Origin of the sequence: uncultured Bradyrhizobium sp., assembly GCF_964252615.1 — a bacterium.
Classification (GTDB): Bacteria; Pseudomonadota; Alphaproteobacteria; order Rhizobiales; family Xanthobacteraceae; genus Bradyrhizobium.
On sequence record NZ_CAXUNQ010000023.1, the window covers coordinates 45404 to 66640 of the forward strand.

A 21237-nucleotide genomic window follows, 5' to 3' on the forward strand; every position below is an offset into this window, starting at 1 on the left:
ATTGGAACCCAAACCAAAACCGGAACATTTGCAGAGAGGGCGGCAGGCGGTTAAGTTCCGCCTGTCACGTTGGTCGGGCTGGCCAGTTGTCCTGAATGCTGGATTTCAATCGATCGGATCAAGTCGATTTTCTCGCCGGCGGCGGGGAGATGGGCGCGTTGACGCGCGGCTATGACTGGTCGGCGACCTCGATCGGTCCGGCGCATGCCTGGCCGCAGAGCCTGCGCACCGCGGTTCGAATCCTGCTTAACACCAACCACCCGATGTTCATCTGGTGGGGCCCCGAACTGATCCAGTTCTATAACGACGCCTACCGTCAGACCATGGGTCCGGAGCGGCACCCCGGCGCGCTGGGCCAGCGCGGCCGCGAATGCTGGGCTGAAATCTGGCCCATTATCGGTCCGCAGATCGATCAGGTAATGAGCGGCGGCGGCGCGACCTGGAATGAGAACCAGCTCGTGCCGGTCACGCGCCATGGCAAGCTCGAACAGGTCTACTGGACCTATGGCTACAGTCCGATCGACGAAGCCGATGGCGTCGGCGGCGTGCTGGTTGTCTGCCGCGACGTCACCGAACAGCATCTTGCGACATTGGCGCTGCGTGAGCGGGAGGCCGAATTGGCGCGCGTGCAGCAGATCGGCCGGATCGGCGGGCTGGAAGTCGATCTGCGCACCGGATTCCACAATCGCCGTTCCCCTGAATACCTGCTGATCCACGGGCTGCCGCTGGATGCGGCCAACGAAACCCACGACGACTGGGTGCGCCGCATTCATCCGGACGATCGCGCAGCCACGGAAAAAAAATTCCGCGATGCCGTCGCCGGCAAAGTCCGCGAATATACTGTCCAGTACCGGATCATTCGTCCCAGCGACGGCGAAATGCGCTGGATATCGGTCAGATCCACCATCGAGCGCGACGAAAACGGCAGAGCCGTCCGGCTGGTCGGTGCGCACTCGGACATTACCGAGCAGGTGGCGGCGGAACGGGCGCTGCGGCAAAGCGCAGAGGAATTCCGCACCCTGGCCGAAGCCGTACCGCATCATGTCTGGACCGCGCGTCCGGATGGATATCTCATCTGGTTCAATCCGCAGGTCTATGAATATGCCGGCTCAGGCCCCGGTGAACTCGACGGCGAGAAGTGGGGCCGGATCGTCCACCCCGACGATATCCCCGGCGCGCTCGCTGCATGGACCAGTGCGATCGCCAGCGGCGACGCCTACGAGGTCGAATTCCGCCTGCGCCGGGCAGACGGCGCGTACCGCTGGTTTCTGGCGCGCGCGGTGCCGGCGCGCGACGACAAGGGCGGCATTATCCGCTGGATCGGCACCAACACCGACGTGCACGATCAGAAGCTGATCGCCGGTGAGCTCGCCCGATTGAACGCGACCCTTGCCGAACGTGTCGAGGAAAAAACCCGCGAGCGCGACCGGATCTGGAACGTGTCGCAGGATTTGCTGCTGGTCGCGGACCGTGCCGGTATCTGGCAGACAGTCAATCCGGCCTGGACCAGAACGTTGGGATGGAGCGAGGCCGAGCTGTTGAAGCGGACGTCGCAATGGCTGGAGCATCCCGATGACGGCGGCATAACGCAGGCGCATGTCCAAAAACTGGGCGCCGATAACACCACCGTCAGGTTCGAAAGCCGCTTTCGTCATAAGGACGGATCGTATCGCTGGCTGTCGTGGATCGGCGTGTCGGACGACGACCACGTCTACGCCGTCGCCCGCGACGTTACGGCTGAAAAAGCCGCCGCGGACCGGTTGAAGGCCACCGAAGAGGCGCTGCGCCAGTCGCAAAAGATGGAAGCGGTCGGACAACTGACCGGCGGCATTGCCCACGACTTCAACAATCTGCTGACCGGAATCGTCGGATCGCTGGATCTGATGCAGACCCGGCTCAATCAGGGGCGGACCGAGAACGTCACGCGCTACATCAATGCGGCGATGACGTCGGCCAACCGCGCCGCGGCCCTGACCCATCGTCTGCTGGCGTTTGCGCGGCGCCAGCCGCTGATCCCGAAATCGGTCGATGCCAACCAGCTGGTGGTGTCGCTGGAAGATTTGCTGCGCCGGACCCTCGGCGAAACCATCGATCTGGACATCGTCGCATCTCCCGGGCTGTGGTGCACGCTGTGCGATCCGAACCAGCTCGAGAGCGCGCTGCTCAACCTCGCCATCAATGCGCGCGACGCCATGCCCGATGGCGGCAAGCTCACCATCACCACCGCGAATGCGCGGATCGGCGGCATCGATGCCGATACGCCCGCTTTACTGCCCGGCGATTACATCCGTATCGACGTCTCCGACACCGGCACCGGCATGAGCCCGGAAGTGGCGGCGCGCGCCTTCGATCCGTTCTTTACCACCAAGCCGATCGGGCAGGGTACCGGCCTCGGGCTGTCGATGATTTACGGCTTCGCGCGGCAGTCCGACGGTCACGTGGTTATCGACAGCAAATTGAAGCAGGGTACGTCGGTCAGATTGTATCTGCCGCGTCACCACGGCGAGGCCGCCGCCGAGCGGATTGCCTCGGCTGACCCCGATCAACACATTGCGACCGGGGAAACCGTGCTGGTGGTCGAGGACGAGCTGGTGGTCCGCGGCGTCATCGTCGAGACGCTGCAGGACCAGGGTTACCGCATCCTGCAGGCCGTCGATGGGCCGTCCGGATTGCGGATTCTGCAACTCGACCAGCGGGTCGACCTGCTGGTAACCGATGTCGGCCTGCCCGGCATGAACGGCCGCCAGCTTGCCGATCAGGCGCGTGAAACCCGTCCCGACCTCAAAATTCTTTTTATCACCGGCTATGCCGAGAACGCCGCGATCGCCGGCGATTTCCTGCAGCCGGGCATGGAGATGATCACAAAACCGTTCGACCTTGACGATCTGTCGCGGCGGATAAGAGAAATGGTGAAAAGCTGAACACCGGACGCGGCGCAGCGGCCGGGACGCCCGTCGTCGCTACATCGCCCCGGTGAGAAACGGATTGGTCATCCGCTCCTGGCCGAAAGTCGAGCCGGGGCCATGGCCGCAAATAAAACTGACGTCGTCGCCGAGCGGCAGCAGCTTTTCGGTAATCGACTTGATCAGCGTGGCGTGGCTGCCGCCGGGCAGGTCGGTGCGACCCACCGATCCGTTGAACAGCACGTCGCCGACATGGGCGAAGCGCATCTCGCTGTGGAAGAACACCACGCTGCCCGGCGAATGGCCGGGGCAATGGAAAATATCGAAGCTCAATTCGCCGATGCGGGCCTGCTCGCCTTCGTCGAGCCAATGATCCGGCGCGAAGTTGCGCACGCCGGTCATGCCGAAACTGCGCCCGCTCATCTCGACATTGTCGAGCAGATATTTGTCGTCCCTATGCGGTCCGCGAATCAGGATTTTGAGCGCATCGCGCAATTCGGCGGCGCCGCCGACATGGTCGATATGGCCGTGGGTCAGCCAGATCTGCTCGACGGCGACTTTGGCTTGCTGGATTGCAGCCAGGATCTGCGGCACGTCGCCGCCGGGATCGATCACCACGGCTTTTCTGGTGACCTCGCACCACAACAGCGTGCAGTTCTGCTGAAACGGCGTGACCGGAATGATCGCGGCGCCGGCTTTTGCCTTTGTTTCAGTTTGATGTGCCATCGGCGCACAATGCCGATTTTTTACCGGGTGCCAAGAACAATTGGCGCGCGATGTCGGCGCACTGCGGTTTCCGGTTTGTTCTGCCGCGTAAAATCGGCTAACATCGGGGACTATGGAACCGTCGGTCCGAAATGTCGCGATGATGCCGCCGCCCGACCGTCGGCAGTCGGAGACGGCGCTGGCGATCGGGCGCGGCACCGCCCGGTTGCTGCGCGCGCTGGGATTTTCCTGCATCAGCGAATTGTCGCTGCCGTCGGGACGGCGCGCCGACCTCGTGGCACTCAACGAGCGCGGCGAGATCTGGATCGTGGAGATCAAATCCTCGATCGAGGATTTGCGCGCCGACCAGAAATGGCAGGATTATCGCGCGCATTGCGACCGGCTGTTCTTCGCATTCACGCAGGATCTGCCGTGCGAGATCTTTCCGGACCATACCGGCCTGATCGTCGCCGACGCCTATGGCGCGCATATGCATTGCGAGGCGCCGGAGCATCGCCTGCCGGCGCCGACGCGCAAGCTGATGACGGTGCGATTCGCCATGGCCGCCGCGCAACGGATCAACCGGCTGGTCGACCCGCAGGGGCATGGGGAGTTTTAGAGTCAATTTCTCGCTCGTCATGGCGGGGCCGACCATGACGACAAGGCCCTGACAATGTCCCAGTTCCGTCATGGCCGGGCTTGTCCCGACCATCCACGTCTTTCTTGCTTCAGCACCGTCAAGACGTGGATGCCCGGCACTAGGCCGGGCATGACGAACGGCGGGACCGGCGATGACGAAAGGGCGGGGCCGGCATCACGGAATTTTTTGCGCTACCGCGGCGCTCGCTTCGCCAGGATGCGCTGCAGGGTGCGGCGATGCATGTTGAGCCGGCGTGCGGTTTCCGAGACATTGCGGTTGCACATCTCGTAGATGCGCTGGATGTGCTCCCAGCGGACCCGGTCGGCCGACATCGGATTGTTGGGCAATTCCGACTTCTCGGTGCCGCTCGCCAGCAGCGCCGCCACGACGTCGTCGGCGTCGGCAGGTTTCGAGAGATAATCGACGGCGCCCATTTTCACCGCGGTGACGGCGGTGGCGATGTTGCCGTAGCCGGTCAGCACGATCGCCCGCGCATCGGGACGTTGGCGCTTCAGCGCCGAGACGACATCGAGACCGCTGCCGTCGCCGAGCCGCAGATCCACCACCGCAAACGCCGGCGCCGCCTTACCGATATGCGCGAGGCCGTCGGAAACGCTTTCACATGAGGTGACGTTGAAGCCGCGGGTTTCCATCGCGCGCGACAGTCGCTCCAGGAACGGCTTATCGTCCTCGACGATCAGCAGCGAGCGATCGGTGTGGCCTGCCAGTTCGGCGATTGCATTCACGTTGAGGTCCTCGGTTGCGACACTTTACCATATGGCGGGACAGTACGGCGCTGCCAAGGCCGCATAAAGTTGACCGCGACTTTCTGGCGCATCCCCTAATCCGCTGATTCGGCAACGATTTCAGCGGTCTCGAAACTGCTGCGGGACCATGCGATCTGAACCACCGCGCCATGGTCGGGAAAGGTCCGGTTGGTGAACGACACTTTTGCACCGGTGCGCTCGAGCAGCGTGCGCGCGATGAACACGCCGAGGCCCAATCCGCGGCGCCCGCCGTCCGCTTCGTCGATGCCCCGCCGGCGCGACAGATAGGGCTCGCCGATCCGCTTGAGGATATCGGGAGCGATGCCGGGCCCGTCGTCGGAAATCACGATCTCGACGGCGTCGGCATTCCACCAGGCATTCACCTCCACGGTAGCGCGGGCGAAATCGACGGCGTTCTCCAGAATGTTGCCGACGCCGTAGAGAATTGCCGGGTTGCGCATGCCGACCGGCTCGCTGGCGCCGGCTACCGCTATTCTTACCTTGATCGCGACGCCGAAATCGCGGTGCGGCGCCACCGCCTCCTCGATCAAGGTCGACAGCGGCATGCGGTCGAATGGGGCGCCGGTCGAGGACAGTTGCGTTATTTTAGCCAGGATATCCCGGCATCGCTGCGCCTGCTCGCGCAGGGTTTTGAGGTCGCCGGCAAGCGCACCGTTGCCTTGCAAAGGATCCTGCACGGTTTTTTCGAGTTCCCGCGAAATCAGGAAAATGGTTGAGAGCGGCGTGCCGAGTTCGTGCGCGGCAGCGGCGGCGAGGCCGTCGAGTTGCGTAAGATGCTGCTCGCGGGTCAGCACCAGTTCGGTGGCGGCGAGCGCGTCGGACAGTTTGCGCGCCTCTTCGGTGACCTGGAACGCATAGAGACTGGTGACCCCGATCGCGAGCACGATCGAGAGCCAGACCCCGAACAGATAGATCGGCGGCAGCTCCAGCGGTTCGTCGCTCTCCCATGGCAGCGGCAAATGGAAAAAGCCGAGCACGGTGGCGCAGGCGATGGCGAGAATGCCGAGCGCCATGGTGAGCCGTATCGGCAGCGCCGTCGCCGAGATCAGCACCGGCGCCAGAAACAGAAAGGAAAACGGGTTCTGCAGGCCGCCGGTGAAGAACAACAGCCCGGCCAGTTCTGCGATGTTCAATGCCAAGAGCGCCGCGGCATAAACCGGTTCCAGCCGCTGCATCGGATTGAAGGCCATCTGCAGCACGAGGTTGAGCAGCGCCGAAAGCCCGACAATGGCAACGCAGGGGATGATCGGGAGGTCGAAATTGAGCCCCTGCACCACCACAAAAATCGCCGCCAGCTGCCCGAGCACGGCGAGCCAGCGCAGCCGCAAAATCGTGTCCAGACGGACGTAGCGGCGTGGATGGCGGAAATCGGAAGCTGTGACGTCGGTCATTGCAGCGAGTTTAGCCGCGCGGCGTCTCGATCACAAACGCGCTCAACGGCGTTGCTTCTCCGTCATGTCGCCCTCCGTCACGGCCATGACGATTTGGGAAGCCGGGCATGACGACGAAAAGGGCGGGGTTGGCATGACGAACCAGCGGGCAGGCTCTGAAAGTGTTTCCGTCATGGCCGGGCTCGTCCCGGCCATCCACGTCTTTCTTGCGTTAGCACCGTCAAGACGCGGATGCCGGCACAAGGCCGGGCAGGACGAGGTGCGCGAAGTCTTGCGCTAATGTTCGCGATGGCTCAATGAACGGCTCGCATGACGATTCAAGAAATGCCAGTGGCAGGCTTGCCCACGTCCGATTCGGCAGGATCGGCGATCGATGTCGCGCGCCTGGTCAAGGTTTTCAAGACCACCCGCGCCGTCGACGATGTGTCGTTTCGCATTGCCCGCGGCAGCGTCACCGGGTTGCTTGGCGGCAACGGCGCCGGCAAGACCACCACCATCGCGATGATCATGGGGCTGGTGCTGCCGACCTCCGGCCGCGTCCAGGTGCTGGGATGCGCGATGCCGGAGCAAAGCGCCGAAGTGCTGGGCCGGATGAATTTCGAAAGTCCTTACGTCGACATGCCGATGCGGCTTACGGTGCGGCAGAACCTCACAATCTTCGGCCGGCTCTACGCCGTTGCGAATTTGCGCGAGCGGATCGAGCAACTGGCCGCCGACCTCGACCTCCGCGATTTTCTCGACCGCCCCAACGGTAAACTGTCCGCCGGACAGAAGACACGGGTGGCGCTCGCCAAGGCGCTGATCAATCGGCCCGAATTGCTGCTGCTGGATGAGCCGACGGCGTCGCTCGATCCCGACACCGCCGACTGGATCAGGCAACACCTGATATCCTACCGCAACACCAACAACGCCACCATTCTGCTGGCGTCGCATAACATGCTGGAGGTCGAGCGGCTGTGCGACCGCGTCATCATCATGAAGCGCGGCCGTATCGAGGACGACGACAGTCCGGACAATATCATGCTCCGCTACAACCGCGCGACGCTGGAGGAGGTGTTTCTCGACGTGGCGCGCGGCCGCGTCCAGGACATCGCATCATGAGCAGCGTCAGCAGGTTCCACAGCCACCGGAGCATCGCGCCACACCGCATCGGCGCCATGATCCTGCGCTATTGGTATCTCCTGCTGTCGTCGTGGCCGCGGCTGCTCGAACTGATTTACTGGCCAGCCCTGCAGATCGTCACCTGGGGGTTTCTGCAGACCTACATCACGCAGAACGCCGGGTTCTTCGCCCGCGCCGGCGGCACCCTCATCGGGGCGGTCATCCTGTGGGACATCCTGTTTCGCGGCCAGCTCGGCTTTTCAATCTCGTTTCTCGAGGAGATGTGGGCGCGCAATCTCGGCAACCTCATGATGAGCCCCTTAAAGCCGATCGAGTTCCTGATTGCGCTGATGATCATGAGCTTGATCCGGCTTGCCATCGGCATCATTCCGATGACGCTGCTGGCGCTGTTCTTCTTCGACTTCAATCTGTACGGCTTCGGCCTGCCGCTGATCGCATTCTTCTGCAATCTGATTTTCACCAGCTGGTCGCTCGGTATCTTCGTGTCCGGCCTGGTGTTGCGAAACGGCCTCGGCGCCGAAAGCATCGTCTGGACGCTGATGTTCGGGATTTTGCCGCTGGCCTGCGTTTATTATCCGGTGACGGTGCTGCCGCACTGGCTGCAAATCGCCGCATGGGCGCTGCCGCCGACCTATGTGTTCGAGGGCATGCGCGCGCTGCTGATCGACCATGTATTTCGCGCCGACCTGATGATCGAAGCGCTGGCGATCAATGCGGTGCTGTTTGTTGTGTCATTTGCGATATTTCTTGCGCTTTTGAACAGTGCGCGCCGGCACGGCTCGCTGATCCAGGGCGGCGAATAGCGGCTTTTGAGCCACAATTGCAGGCTTATGCGTCGATAACCATATGGATAAAGCGGTTCGGATCATTGACGCTTTATTGCGCAACACCCACTATATTATTGCGACGCAAAACCGGATTTCGAGGAACACATGCCGATTGGTGAATTTGGCCGGCCGCCGGCCCTGCCGGGGGAAGGCAGCGCGGCGCTTACGACGCCGATGTACTGGATGTACGAGATGGGGCAGGCGTCGCTCAATCCGGCGCGGGCCGTCACCGACGCCACCAAAATTCTGTTCCAGAATCCGCTCAATCCGTGGTCGCATACCGAGTTCGGTAAATCCATCGCCGCGGGCTGCGAGCTGTTCGAACGCACCACGCGCCGCTACGGCAAGCCGGAATGGGGCCTCGACGACACCGAGGTCAACGGCGTGCGCACGCCGGTTGAAATCCGCGTCGTCTGGGAAAAGCCGTTCTGCCGTCTGCTGTATTTCGACCGCAAGATGGCGCGGCCGCTGCGCGTCCCGCATCCGCGCGTGTTGATCGTGGCGCCGATGTCCGGCCACTACGCGACGCTGCTGCGCGGCACGGTCGAGGCATTTTTGCCGACCCATGAGGTCTATATCACCGACTGGTCCGATGCGCGCATGGTGCCGCTTGCGGAAGGCCGCTTCGATCTCGACGACTATGTCGATTACGTCATCGAGATGCTGCACGTGCTTGGCGGCAACATGCATATTATCGCGGTATGCCAGCCCTCGGTGCCGGTGCTGGCGGCGGTGTCGATCATGGAAGCCGAGCACGATCCCTACGTGCCGCTGTCGATGACGCTGATGGGCGGACCGATCGACACCCGCCGCAATCCGACCGCGGTCAACAATCTCGCCGCGGAAAAGGGCATCGACTGGTTCCGCAGCAACGTCATCACCAAGGTGCCGTTTCCGCATCCCGGTTTCATGCGCGATGTTTATCCGGGCTTTTTGCAGCTCAACGGCTTCATCACCATGAACCTCGACCGCCACATGGACGCGCACAAGAACCTGTTCAAGGATCTGGTCAAGGGCGACGGCGATCTGGTCGACAAGCACCGCGACTTCTACGATGAATATCTGGCCGTGATGGATCTCGCCGCGGAATACTATCTGCAGACCGTCGACGTGGTGTTCGTCAAGCACGCGCTGCCCCGGGGCGAGATGACCCATCGCGGTAAACCGGTCGATCCGTCGAAAATCACCCGTGTCGCGCTGATGACGGTGGAAGGCGAGAACGACGATATTTCCGGTCTCGGCCAGACCGAAGCAACGCACGGGCTGTGCAGTTCGATCCCGGCGGATCGCCGCGTGCATTATGTGCAGAAGGGTGTCGGACATTACGGCGTCTTCAACGGTTCCCGTTTCAAATCGGAAATCGTGCCGCGCATCTCCGATTTCATGCTGTTGGCGGCCAATGGCAAGCCAAAGCTGTCGCTGGCGGCTGCCGCGGAGTAGGCACGCGATAAAACATCAGTTGAATCAAGGCTCAACCGGGTTTTTACGACGAACTTGGATTGATTCGCGGGCTGGCGGCTAAACTACTGATTTGGCCTCGAGAATCGCTTAGCGCGGGGGCTTCAAGTAATGAGTTCGCCCTCATTACTTGAAGAGCAGCCTTGGAAGCATTGCTGAGCAAAATTTTTGTTCCCAGCCCCATCCTGTAGGGCAGACCTGGACTGTTGCCCCTGTATATTGGGCAAATGATTTGTTTTTCTGCGGAGCGATTCCAGTGGCGGCGGATATGGCAGAATCCGGGCGATTTCCCGCTGTCCGGATTAGCAGACATGGCCGCCCGCGCCCTTCTTTACCGACGCCCCGCTGAACCGTCGCGCCTTCTCGTCAAACATGGATCGCAAATCTATTCGATACGGTTGCGGCGGCATCGCCGTGCCAGGCGCTACACCCTGCGCATCCATCCAAGCGATCGCGAAGCCATCCTGACCATGCCGCCGCGCGGCACCCTCGCCGACGCCAGGGAATTCGCACACCGGCACGGCGCATGGATCGCCGCGCGTCTCGGCCGGCTTCCGAAGGCGGCGCCGTTCATTCCCGGCACCATCGTTCCATTGCGCGGCGTCTCGCACCGCATCGTGCATCGCGCCGGCGAGCGCGGGACGGTCTGGACGGAGACGCGGGAGAGCGGCGAGCGTATTCTCTGCGTCGCCGGCGGTTTGGAGCATATCGAGCGCCGCGTGGGCGATTATCTCAAGCGCGAAGCCCGCAACGATCTGCAGAAGGCCGCGCAACATTACGCTGCCGGCCTTGGCGTCCGGGTAAAACGGCTGTCGATCCGCGACCAGTCGAGCCGCTGGGGTTCGTGCACGTCGGCAGGCTCGCTGTCGTTCTCATGGCGCCTCATTCTGGCGCCGCCCTATGTGCTGGACTATCTCGCCGCCCACGAGGTCGCGCATCTGGTCGAGATGAATCACTCGCCGCGGTTCTGGCGGGTGGTGGCGCGGATCTGCGCCCATGTCGAACGGGCCAAGAAATGGCTCGACACGTCGGGCAACGATTTGCACCGCTACGGCGTGCAGGATTGAGCGTGGTGTCCCGGACGCGGTGCGGCATTCTTCATGCCGCTCCGCAGAGCCGGGACCGTTACAAGCTCAGCCTCCTGTTACCGCCCCGGCTTAGCAGCGCACCACGCCGCGGAGAGCCGCGTCTGCCCGGCATCCGGGGCACGCGGTGTTAGCGGCCGCCGAACAGCCGGTCCATCAGCCAGCCATCCAGGCCGCTTGCCGCCTCGGGGCGCACCGAGGTTCGCGTCGGCGCGGGCCGGCCCGCACCGCCCGGTAGCGGCGCAGCGGAGGCCTGCGACGTTGCCTGCGCCAAATTCGGCAACATCCCGCCGCCCGGCGCACCCGGCAATGCCGCCACCGGCACGCCCTGATGCGCCGTTCGCATGAACCGCGTCCAGACCTCGACCGGCAGGCCGCCGCCGGTGGCCTTCCTGGTCGGTGAGTTGTCGTCATTGCCGAGCCAGACGCCGGTGACGAGGTTGGCGGTGTAGCCGATGAACCAGGCGTCGCGGAAATCCTGGCTGGTGCCGGTCTTGCCGGCGGCGGACCAGCCAGGGATCTCCGCCTTGCGCGCGGTGCCGCTGAGCAGGGTTTCCTGCATCATGGTGTTCATCATTGCGACGTTGCGCGGATCGATCACCTGGCCGAACTGATCGATGGGCCGCGCGTAAAGCACCTTGTTGCCTTCGACGGTTCGGATCCTGTTCACGACATGCGGGCTGGTGCCCTGGCCGCCATTGGCAAACGGCGCGTAGGCGCCGACCAGTTCGGTCAACGACACTTCCGAGGTGCCAAGCGCGATCGAGGCGTTGGCCTCGAGCTTGGATGCGATGCCGAGCCGGTGCGCGGTGCGCACCACATTCTTCGCGCCGACCTCCAGCCCGAGCCGCACTGCGACCGTGTTGAGCGACATTGCCAGCGCCTGGGTCAATGTCACCGCGCCGAAATATTCGTGGCTGTAATTCTCCGGCTTCCAGCCCTTGACGTCGAGCGGCGCATCCTGCCGGATCGTTTCCGGCGTCAGTCCGGCTTCGATGGCGGTGAGATAGACGAAAGGCTTGAACGCCGAACCCGGCTGCCGTTTTGCCGTCACCGCGCGATTGTACTGGCTCTCCGCATAGTTGCGGCCGCCGACCATGGCGCGCACCGCGCCGGTCGGCGTCATCGCCACCAGCGCGCCCTGGCTGACATTGAATTTCACGCTTTTCGCTGCGAGTTCATCGATGATGCAAGCTTCGGCGATGGCTTGCAGCTTCGGATCGATCGAAGTTTCCACCACGATGCTCTGGTCGACCTGGCCGACCAGGTCGTCGAGCACTTCGCCGATCCAATCCGCCACGTAATTGACGGTGCCGGCGCCGGCCGCCTTTACATTGAACGAGGGATGGCCGATCGAAGCCTGCGCCTGCTGCTCGGTGATGAATTTTGCATCCGCCATCGCCGCAAGCACGGTCTGCGCGCGCTTCTCGGCGCCTTCCGGATTGCGGTTCGGCGCCAGCCGTGACGGCGACTTGACGAGGCCTGCGAGCATCGCGGCTTCCGCGACCGTGACGCTCCTGGCCGGCTTGCCGAAATATTTTTGTGCGGCTGCCTCGACGCCGTAAGCGCCGGAGCCGAAATAGACGCGATTGAGATAGAGTTCGAGAATTTCGGTCTTGGAATGCTTGCGCTCCAGCCACAGCGCCAGTTCGACCTCCTGAAGCTTGCGCTGCATGGTGCGCTCTTGCGTCAGAAACAGATTCTTGGCGAGTTGCTGCGTCAGCGTCGAGCCGCCCTGGCTGACGCCGCGATGCATGACGTTGGCAACCGCGGCGCGCGCGATCCCGAGCGGATCGACGCCGTAATGCGAATAGAACCGGCGATCCTCGATGGCGATAAAGGCTTTCGGCAAATAGGGCGGCAGGTCTTTGAGCGAAACATTGGCGCCGGCCATTTCGCCGCGCGTCGCCAGCACGCTGCCGTCGAGGCCGGTGATCTGGATGGTCGGCGGGCGTTTCGGAATTTCGAGCGACTGGATCGCGGGCAGATGCGCGCCGACCCAGACGATGACGCCGACGACCGCAATCGCCCCCCACAGTCCGAGCACCGCGCCCCAATAGAAAATACGATAGACGGCAGCGCGCGCGCGGCCGGATTTACGCTTGCCGCCGCCGCGGCTTGCGCCCGGCTTTCGTTCGCGCGGCGGATCGGCATCGGGATTGCGCGGCCTGGATTTGGAGGTTTTGGCCTTTGGCTTGTCGTCGGCGACCGTCGCGCGATCCTGCGGGCCGAGCCGCAGTTCGGCTAATGATGCGGGAAGGCCAAATATCGGCTCCCGGCGTCCGCCGCTTTTTTTCCGCCCCAACGCCATACGCTACGCCCGCTGCCCGATGCGGTCAGCCTAGCGGGCGGGGTTTAAAGGCGCGTTAAGCGGGAATTAATGCTGATGGGCGGGACCGGCCGCAAGCGTTTGATAACAGGGCGGTTCGGTACTCTTAACCCTACCGCCAACGGGAAAATAAATAGCTTGTCATGCCCGGCCTTGCGCCCGGGCATCCACCTTGGCCGCCATTAAAGACGTGGATGGCCGGGACGAAGCCCGGCCATGACGCGACGCCAGTGCAGCCCGATCAGCCGCTGGCGCCGGTGTCCTCGATGATCGGGCCGAACAGTTCCCAACGCTCGCCGTTGAACTTCATCATCTGCAACTGCTTGTTGACGCGATAATCGGTCGGCGAGGTGTTGGCGAGAACGCCGGGCAGCGCCAGATCGAGCTCGACATTCTTCAGGTTGGTCGCCTGCTTCAACACGTTCTCACGGGTCAGGTTGTCGCCGCACTGCTTGAGCACATGCACCAGCAATTGCGCGGTGCTGTAGCCGTAAGAATTGAAGCTCGAATTCTTGTCGCCTTCCGGATAATATTTTTCCATCATGGTGAAGTAGCGCTTCATGCCGGCGTCGTCTTTCCATGTCGGATCGAGCGGATCCTTGCCGTAGTTGACGCTGATAACGCCCTTGGAGGCTTCCAGTCCCGCCGGCTGCATCACCGCGCCGACCGAGGTCGCGTTGATGTCGAGGATATGCACGGGCTTCCAGCCCAGTTCGAAATTCTTCTTGATCGCCTGCGCCGCCTGCTTCGGCGTAGATGCGCTGAACAACAGATCGGCGCCGGCATCCTTCAGCTTCAGGATCTGCGAATCGATGGTCGGATCGGAGACTTCGTAGGATGACTCGCCGACGATCATCGACGACGCCTTGTCGCCGAGGCCTGCCTTGAGGCCGTTCAGATAATCCTTGCCGAGGTCGTCATTCTGATAGAGCACGCCAACCTTGGCGTTCGGGTAGGTCTTCAGAATGTACTGACCGTAGATGCGGCCTTCGACGAAGTAGTTGGGATTGAAGCCCATCGTCCACGGAAAATTCTTCGGGTCGGTGAACTTGGATGCGCCGGTGGCGGCGAACAGTTGCGGCACCTTCTTCGAATTCAGGTATTTCTGCACGGCCGCGTTCGACGGCGTGCCGATGATCTGGAAGGTGAGCAGCACCTCGTCGCTTTCGACCAGTTTTCGCACCTGTTCGACCGCCTTGGGCGGGCTGTAGGCATCGTCGTACTGGATCAGGTTGATCTTGCGGCCGTTCACGCCGCCCTGGTCGTTGATCATCTTGAAGTAGGCCGCCTGCGCCTTGCCGATGGTGGCATAGGCCGACGCCGGTCCGCTGAACGGCACGGTCTGACCGATCTTGATCTCGGTATCGGTTGCGCCGGTGTCGTATTTCTTTTGCGCGTAAGCCGACGACGCCGACAGCGAAATGGCGACCGCCGAGGCGGTGACCAGATGAAAAATGCCGTTCCTCATATGATTGCTTCCCTCATGGATGATTGTCCCGATAGTCTTGTCCTGCGCATTGCGGACGCCACCGCTCGCCGGAGTGTGGAGGAATGGCTTTCGCATTGCAAGATTTCGTCAGACGTCATGCCATCCAGAGCAGGATCAGCGCGAGCCCGGCGGGGACCGCCTGAACGTAGAGGATCCTGCGGCTGACGGTCGCAGCGCCGTAAACGCCGGCGACGATCACGCAGAGCAGGAAGAACACCTTGATCTGAAAGGCAAAGCCGGGGACGGCCTGAACCAGTCCCCAGATCAGGCCGGCCGCGAGGAAGCCATTATAGAGTCCCTGATTGGCCGCGAGCACCGCCGATTCCTGCGCCTTTTGCGGCGAATTGCGGAAGGTTTTCAAGCCCAACGGCCTGGTCCAGAGAAACATCTCCAGAATGAGAAAATAGACGTGCAGCGCCGCGACCAGCGCGACCAGGGCGTTGGCGACCCAGTTCATGTGTGGCTTCCCCGACCCGTCAACAGTTTGCCGCGTCACGCCAGTCCAAAACGCGGCGTTGTCCATCAACCGCCATTCCGGCGTCGCAAAGCGACGAACCTCACAACATATTCCATATGCGCGGGTCAAGCCCGGGTATGACGGGATATGTGCAGGCCCCTGGCGCAAGCGGGGGGTGACAAAGTCACGCCGCCGGTTTTTCCGCAATGTCGCCATTGGCCAGCAAGTGGATCAGCGCGCGCTTGATCGCGGCCTGCCGCGTCGGCGCGTTGATCTGCGCGCCGAGCAGATCGGTGACGTAAAACACGTCGCGGGCGCGCTCGCCGAATGTCGCCACATGCGCCGAGGCGATGTTGAGATTGAGTTTCGAGATGGCGGTGGTGAGCTGGTACAACAGGCCGGGGCGGTCGAGACCGGAAACCTCGATCACGGTGTAGCGCTCCGACCACTGGTTGTTGATGATCACTTCCGGCTCCACCACGAACGGCCGCGCCTTGGCCCGGCCGGCCGCACGCTTCGCGACGACTTCCGGCAGCCGCAATTTGCCTTCCAGCACGTCCTCGATCATCTCGCCGATCCGCGTCGCGCGCCGCCCCTCGTCCTCGTCGCGGTCGTACTCCCTGGAGATCGCGATGGTGTCGAGCGCGAGCCCGTCGGTGGTGGTGTAGATCTGCGCGTCGACGATGTTGGCCCCGGCCGAGGCGCAGGCACCGGCGATGATCGACAGCAGCCACGGATGGTCCTGGGCGAGGATGGTCAGCTCGGTGACCGCGCGCAGCTCGTCGAAGCCGACATTGATATTGAGCTTGTGGCCGCCTTCCTCGCTCAAGCGCATGAAGCGCGCGTGGCGGATCTTGTGCGGCAGGTCGACCTTGAGCCAGTACGCCGGATAATGCCGCGCGACATAGGTGTTGAGTTCCTGGTCCGGCCATTCGGTAAAGGCCGCGCGAAATTCCGACTGCGCCACCGCGATGCGCTGGGCGCGGTTGACTTCCGAAAAGCCCCCGGTCAGCACCGGTTCGGTTTCGTAATAGAGCGTGCGCAGGAGCTGCGCCTTCCAGCCGTTCCAGACGCCCGGGCCGACGCCGCGGATGTCCGCGGTGGTCAGGATCGTCAACAGCTTCATCTGCTCGACCGACTGCACCACGGCGGCGAAATTCTCGATGGTCTTGCGGTCCGACAGGTCGCGCGATTGCGCCACCACCGACATGGTCAAATGCTGCTCGATCAGCCAGGCGGCCAGCTCGGTGTCGGCGGCGTTGAATCCGAGCCGGGGGCACAGCCGCCGCGCCACCTTGGCGCCGGCGATCGAATGATCTTCCGGACGGCCCTTGGCGATGTCGTGCAGCAACGTGGTGATATAGAGCACCGCGCGGTGCTCCGGGCGGATCTTCCGCATCAGGTCGCTGGCGACGAGGAATTCGTCGTTGCTGCCGCGTTCGATCTCCTGCAGGATTCCGATGCAGCGTATGAGATGCTCGTCCACCGTATAATGGTGGTACATGTTGAACTGCATCATCGCGACGATCTTGCCGAAGGCGCGGATGAAGCGGCCGAGCACGCCGGTTTCGTTCATGCGCCGCAGCACGACTTCGGCGTTGTCCGACGTCAGGATCTCCATGAAGATCCGGTTGGCTTGCGGATTCTCGCGCAACTGGTTGTTGATCAGTTTCAGCGAGCGGGTCGCCGTGCGCATGGCGTCGGGGTGGAACGCCAGATTGTTCTTCTGTGCCAGGCGGAAAATCCGGATCAGATTGACCGGGTCGTGCTTGAAGACGTCGGCCGCGGCGAGGTTGATGCGGTTGTTGTCGACGATGAAGTCGTCGCTGTCGGGCACCCGCCGCTGTTTCGTACCGGGGCGGAACCGCGCCATCATGCGGCTCAGCACCGGCGCCGGCTTGGCCTGCTGGTCTTCCAGCTTCGCGCACAGGATGGCGGTGAGATCGCCGACGTCCTTGGCGATCAGGAAATAGTGCTTCATGAAGCGTTCGACGTCCTGCATGCCGGGGTGCGAGGTGTAGCCGAGCCGGATCGCGATCTCGCGCTGCATGTCGAACGACAGCCGCTCTTCGGCGCGGCCGCTGACAAAATGCAGGTTGCAGCGCACCGACCAGAGGAAATCCTCGCAGCGGCGGAAGGCGCGGAAATCCTGCGCGTCGAACACGCCATGCGCGACGAGTTCGCCGCTGTCGCGTACGCGGTAGACGTATTTCGCGATCCAGAACAGCGTGTGCAGGTCGCGCAAGCCGCCCTTGCCGTCCTTGACGTTGGGTTCGACCAGATAGCGCGACTGCCCGGCGCGGCGATGGCGCTCCTCGCGTTCCGCAAGTTTTGCAGTGACGAATTCGGCGGCGGTGTCCTGCACCACTTCCTTGTCGAAACGTTGCACCAGTTCGTCGTAAAGCGGCTGGTCGCCGGTGAGAAAGCGGGTTTCGAGGATCGCGGTGCGGATCGTCATGTCGCCGCGGGCCTGGCGGATCGATTCATCGACCGACCGCGTGGCATGACCGACCTTCAGGCCCATGTCCCACAGGCAGTACAGGATTGCCTCGGCCACCTGTTCGCCCCAGGCGGTTTGCTTGTAAGGCAGGATGAACAACAGGTCGATGTCGGATTCCGGCGCCATCAGCCCGCGGCCGTAGCCGCCGGTGGCGACCACCGCCATGCGCTCGGCGCCGGTCGGAATCGGCGAGCGGTAAAGATGGCGGATCGCCGCGGCGAACAGCATGCGGATGATTTCATCCTGGATGAAGCACAGCCGTTCGGCGCAGTGCCGGCCGTGGCGGTCTTTCAGGAGCACGTCCTGGGCGGTTCCGCGCGCCTTGATGAACTCTGCTTTGAGCAACTGCGCGAGATTGGTGCGGAAAACGTCCTCATGCCCGGCGTGTCTTGCGGCCAGCGCGTCGATCTCGGCGGTAATCCTCGCCGTTTCGAAACGTTCGTCAGTTACCGGGTCGGCCGGGGTCGCAACGTTGTCCATGACGTATTCGGATATCGGAGCGCGCGGGCGCTGTCACGGATCATTCTGGCCGGCAGCAGGACCATGCTGCCCTTGATGCGTTTTGAACGCATCCGTTCTTTCGGACTGCTATTTCAAAGCATGTATTTTCCCGTTGACGCGGCCAGCTAACTCATTGAATAAAACGGCGTTTTTATTGTTCGGCGGCGTTGACCGCCCCCGGCAGTCTGCTTTGATCAATCATCCGATGGAGATCTCGACCATGTTCAGGATTTCACGGCGCACGTTGGCTGCGTTACTCGCCGTCTCGGCGCTGCTGCCCGGCGCTGCCTTCGCCGCCGACCCGCTCAAGGAAATCCATATCGACTGGGCCACCTACAATCCGGTGTCGATGATCCTCAAGCAGAAGGGCTTGCTGGAGAAGGAATTCGCCAAGGACGGCGTCGCCATCGTCTGGGTGCAATCGGCGGGCTCCAACAAGGCGCTCGAATTCCTCAACGCGGGCTCGATCGATTTCGGCTCGACCGCGGGCTCCGCGGCGCTGGTCGCCAAGATCAACGGCAACCCGATCAAATCGATCTATGTCTATTCGCGCCCCGAATGGACCGCGCTGGTCACCGCAAAAGATTCGAAGATCGCCGCCGTCGCCGACCTCAGGGGCAAGCGCGTGGCGGTAACGCGCGGCACCGATCCCCACATCTTCCTGGTGCGGGCGCTGCTCGATGCCGGCTTGTCTGAGAAGGACATCACGCCGGTGCTGCTGCAGCACGCCGACGGCAAGACCGCGCTGATCCGCGGTGACGTCGATGCCTGGGCAGGCCTCGATCCGATGATGGCGCAGGCGGAGGTGGAGGAGGGTGCAAAACTGTTCTTCCGCAAGCCCGACGCCAACACCTGGGGCATTCTCAATGTCCGTGAGCAGTTTTTGAAAGATTATCCGGACGCGGTTCGCCGCGTGCTCGCTGTTTACGAAGAAGCGCGAAAGTATTCGCTGGGCAATTACGACGACCTGAAGAAGACGTTCATCGGCGTCACCAAGCTGCCGGGTGAAGTGGTCGACAAGCAGCTCAAGGAACGCACCGAACTCACCCACAGCCGCATCGGCGCGCCGCAGCGCGACTCCATTCTAGCCGCCGGCCTGGCGCTGCAGCAGGCCGGCGTGGTCGACGCCAAGGTCGACGTGAAAGCAACGCTGGATGCGCTGATCGACGACCAGATCCCGTTGCCGACGAATTGATCCATCGCGTCATGCGCGGGTCAAGTCCGCGCATGACGCGGGACAGGGGTTTGGCCGGATCAACGCTGACGGCACCGGAATCGTCCGTTTCGCCAGCTTGCATTCCCTCGCCGGACGCGGTTTTGCTATAGTATGACCATCGACACCCACCTGCTCCAACGGGCCGAAACGATCGCCGCCGTGGCGCCGTCCGGACGGCTGCGGCGCGTTGCGGGTCCCGCGCTCGGCCTGGCGCTGCCGGTTGGACTGGCGCTGGGATGGGAAATCGTCGTCCGGCTGGGCTGGTCCAACGGCCGGCTGGTGCCGCCGCCGACCAAAGTATTCGCCACCATCATGGAGCTGGGGCGCAGCGGCGAACTCACCCGCCACATCGTGGCGACGCTGACGCGCGTGATCGCCGGTTTTGGTCTCGGCGTGATTGCGGGCACCGTGCTCGGCGCGATTTCAGGCTATTGGGGCCTGGCGCGGCGGCTGCTCGATCCGTCGGTGCAGGCGCTGCGGGCGATTCCATCGATCGCCTGGGTGCCGTTATTCATCCTCTGGCTCGGCATTTTCGAAACCTCGAAGATCGCGCTGATCGCGGTCGGCGTGTTCTTCCCGGTCTATCTCGGCGTGATGGGCGCAATCCTCTCGGTCGACCGCAAGATCGTCGAGGTCGGCCGGACGTTTCGATTGAGCGGGCCGGCGATGATCCGGCGTATCCTGCTGCCCGCGGTGCTGCCGGCCTATGTGGTCGCGCTGCGGGTCGGGCTTGGCCTCGGCTGGATGTTCGTGGTCGCCGCCGAATTCATGGGCGCCTCGGAAGGTCTCGGCTATCTCCTGATCGACGGCCAGCAGTTGGGCAAGCCGGCGCAGATTCTCGCCGCCATCGTCATTTTCGCCGTTCTCGGCAAGACCACGGACTGGCTGATCGAGGTCGGCTCTGCGCCGCTGTTGCGCTGGCAGGACGCCTTCGGCCGTCACGGCGGAGGCGCCTGATGTTGCTGCTCGACCGGGTCGGCAAGATCTATCCCAATGGCGTCCATGCGCTGGAGCGTTTCTCCGCGGAAATCCGCCAGGGCGAGATCGCCGCCATCATCGGCGGCTCCGGTTGCGGAAAATCCACGCTGCTGCGCGCCGTCGCCGGCCTCGACCGCGCCACGTCCGGCACGGTCGTCCTCGACGATATCGCGATCACGGCGCCCCACGAAAAAATCGGCATCATTTTCCAGGAGCCGCGGCTGCTGCCCTGGCTCAGCGTCGCCGACAATATCGGCTTCGGCCTGTCCGGCCTGCCGATCGGCGTTCGCCGCGAGAAAGTGGCGCGCGCCCTTGAGCGCGTCGGCCTCGCCGACAAGGCCACGGCGTGGCCGCGCGAATTGTCCGGCGGGCAGGCGCAGCGGGTGGCGATTGCGAGAGCCCTGGTGCCGCAGCCGGAAGTGCTGCTGCTGGACGAGCCGTTTTCGGCGCTTGATGCATTTACGCGCAGGGATTTGCAGGATCATCTGCTCGACCTGTGGGCCGATACGAGGCCGACGCTGGTCCTGGTGACTCATGACGTCGACGAAGCCGTGGTGCTGGCCGATCGCGTCATCGTGATGCGGCCGCGTCCGGGCCGCAAGTTCGCCGAGATCACCGTCAATCTGGCGCGGCCCCGCGACCGCAATTCGCCGCTGTTCGACAATTTCAAGCGCCGCGTGCTGACGGCGCTGGATCGCTCGCTCGATCGCGGCGTGCCCGATGCGGATGCGAAATCAACCGCGGGCGAGGCGATGTGGTGGTGACATGTTTGGTCCGTCATGCCCGGGCTTGTCCCACGGCTGTCCGGTTCATTGAAAGTATAATCCAAGTTTCAGCTGATTTGGATT

The 21237-nt window shown here is 63.1% G+C and carries 16 protein-coding genes; 9 read left to right on the plus strand and 7 right to left on the minus strand.

Annotated features, from left to right (window positions below):
• Positions 1 to 95 precede the first annotated feature (95 nt).
• A complete protein-coding gene (locus tag ACFE72_RS13735; protein WP_375413653.1) occupies positions 96 to 2921 on the plus strand; it encodes a PAS domain-containing protein in 2826 nt (941 codons plus the stop codon).
• A gap of 39 nt (positions 2922 to 2960) precedes the next feature.
• On the opposite strand, the gene ACFE72_RS13740 is transcribed toward ACFE72_RS13735, so the two are convergent.
• The gene (locus ACFE72_RS13740) at positions 2961 to 3629 is read right to left on the minus strand and encodes an MBL fold metallo-hydrolase (protein WP_375413654.1); all 669 of its coding nucleotides are present in this window, start codon (positions 3627 to 3629) and stop codon (positions 2961 to 2963) included.
• Between the two features lie 112 nt (positions 3630 to 3741).
• On the opposite strand from ACFE72_RS13740, the gene ACFE72_RS13745 reads away from it, so the two are divergent.
• Entirely contained in the window at positions 3742 to 4227 is a 486-nt protein-coding gene (locus ACFE72_RS13745; RefSeq protein ID WP_375413655.1) for an MmcB family DNA repair protein, read from the plus strand.
• 212 nt (positions 4228 to 4439) lie between these two features.
• Here ACFE72_RS13745 and ACFE72_RS13750 read toward each other — a convergent pair whose 3' ends face one another.
• Together ACFE72_RS13750 and ACFE72_RS13755 are read right to left on the minus strand one after the other, a co-directional pair.
• Entirely contained in the window at positions 4440 to 4994 is a 555-nt protein-coding gene (locus ACFE72_RS13750) for an ActR/PrrA/RegA family redox response regulator transcription factor (RefSeq protein WP_375413656.1), read from the minus strand.
• 95 nt (positions 4995 to 5089) lie between these two features.
• Complete coding sequence (locus tag ACFE72_RS13755; RefSeq protein ID WP_375413657.1) at positions 5090 to 6427, minus strand: ActS/PrrB/RegB family redox-sensitive histidine kinase; 1338 nt, start codon at positions 6425 to 6427, stop codon at positions 5090 to 5092.
• A gap of 324 nt (positions 6428 to 6751) precedes the next feature.
• On the opposite strand from ACFE72_RS13755, the gene ACFE72_RS13760 reads away from it, so the two are divergent.
• The 4 genes from ACFE72_RS13760 (at position 6752) to ACFE72_RS13775 (ending at position 10901) form a co-directional block, all read left to right on the plus strand.
• On the plus strand, positions 6752 to 7528 hold the full coding sequence (locus tag ACFE72_RS13760; protein ID WP_375413668.1) for an ABC transporter ATP-binding protein: 777 nt from the start codon (positions 6752 to 6754) through the stop codon (positions 7526 to 7528).
• A complete protein-coding gene (locus ACFE72_RS13765; RefSeq protein WP_375413658.1) occupies positions 7525 to 8352 on the plus strand; it encodes an ABC transporter permease in 828 nt (275 codons plus the stop codon). Before ACFE72_RS13760 ends, ACFE72_RS13765 begins: the two co-directional genes overlap by 4 nt.
• A gap of 129 nt (positions 8353 to 8481) precedes the next feature.
• Positions 8482 to 9816: a polyhydroxyalkanoate depolymerase gene (locus ACFE72_RS13770; protein ID WP_375413659.1), complete on the plus strand. Its 1335-nt coding sequence runs from the start codon at positions 8482 to 8484 to the stop codon at positions 9814 to 9816.
• Between the two features lie 245 nt (positions 9817 to 10061).
• The gene (locus ACFE72_RS13775) at positions 10062 to 10901 is read left to right on the plus strand and encodes a M48 family metallopeptidase (protein WP_375413669.1); all 840 of its coding nucleotides are present in this window, start codon (positions 10062 to 10064) and stop codon (positions 10899 to 10901) included.
• Between the two features lie 148 nt (positions 10902 to 11049).
• On the opposite strand, the gene ACFE72_RS13780 is transcribed toward ACFE72_RS13775, so the two are convergent.
• The 4 genes from ACFE72_RS13780 to ACFE72_RS13795 all read right to left on the minus strand — a co-directional run bounded on the left by ACFE72_RS13780 (position 11050) and on the right by ACFE72_RS13795 (position 18174).
• Positions 11050 to 13230 (minus strand): transglycosylase domain-containing protein, encoded by a 2181-nt coding sequence (locus tag ACFE72_RS13780; protein WP_375413660.1) that lies wholly within the window; start codon positions 13228 to 13230, stop codon positions 11050 to 11052.
• 259 nt (positions 13231 to 13489) lie between these two features.
• Positions 13490 to 14716: an ABC transporter substrate-binding protein gene (locus ACFE72_RS13785; protein WP_375413661.1), complete on the minus strand. Its 1227-nt coding sequence runs from the start codon at positions 14714 to 14716 to the stop codon at positions 13490 to 13492.
• 115 nt (positions 14717 to 14831) lie between these two features.
• The gene (locus tag ACFE72_RS13790) at positions 14832 to 15194 is read right to left on the minus strand and encodes a DUF1304 domain-containing protein (protein WP_375413662.1); all 363 of its coding nucleotides are present in this window, start codon (positions 15192 to 15194) and stop codon (positions 14832 to 14834) included.
• Between the two features lie 184 nt (positions 15195 to 15378).
• Positions 15379 to 18174 (minus strand): [protein-PII] uridylyltransferase, encoded by a 2796-nt coding sequence (locus ACFE72_RS13795; protein ID WP_375413663.1) that lies wholly within the window; start codon positions 18172 to 18174, stop codon positions 15379 to 15381.
• Positions 18175 to 18415: 241 nt separating this feature from the next.
• Between ACFE72_RS13795 and ACFE72_RS13800 the strand changes: the two genes are divergently transcribed.
• From ACFE72_RS13800 to ACFE72_RS13810, 3 genes are all read left to right on the plus strand, one after another.
• Positions 18416 to 19390: an aliphatic sulfonate ABC transporter substrate-binding protein gene (locus ACFE72_RS13800; protein WP_375413664.1), complete on the plus strand. Its 975-nt coding sequence runs from the start codon at positions 18416 to 18418 to the stop codon at positions 19388 to 19390.
• Between the two features lie 132 nt (positions 19391 to 19522).
• Entirely contained in the window at positions 19523 to 20368 is an 846-nt protein-coding gene (locus ACFE72_RS13805) for an ABC transporter permease (protein ID WP_375413665.1), read from the plus strand.
• The gene (locus ACFE72_RS13810; protein ID WP_375413666.1) at positions 20368 to 21153 is read left to right on the plus strand and encodes an ABC transporter ATP-binding protein; all 786 of its coding nucleotides are present in this window, start codon (positions 20368 to 20370) and stop codon (positions 21151 to 21153) included. Before ACFE72_RS13805 ends, ACFE72_RS13810 begins: the two co-directional genes overlap by 1 nt.
• Positions 21154 to 21237: the final 84 nt, after the last annotated feature.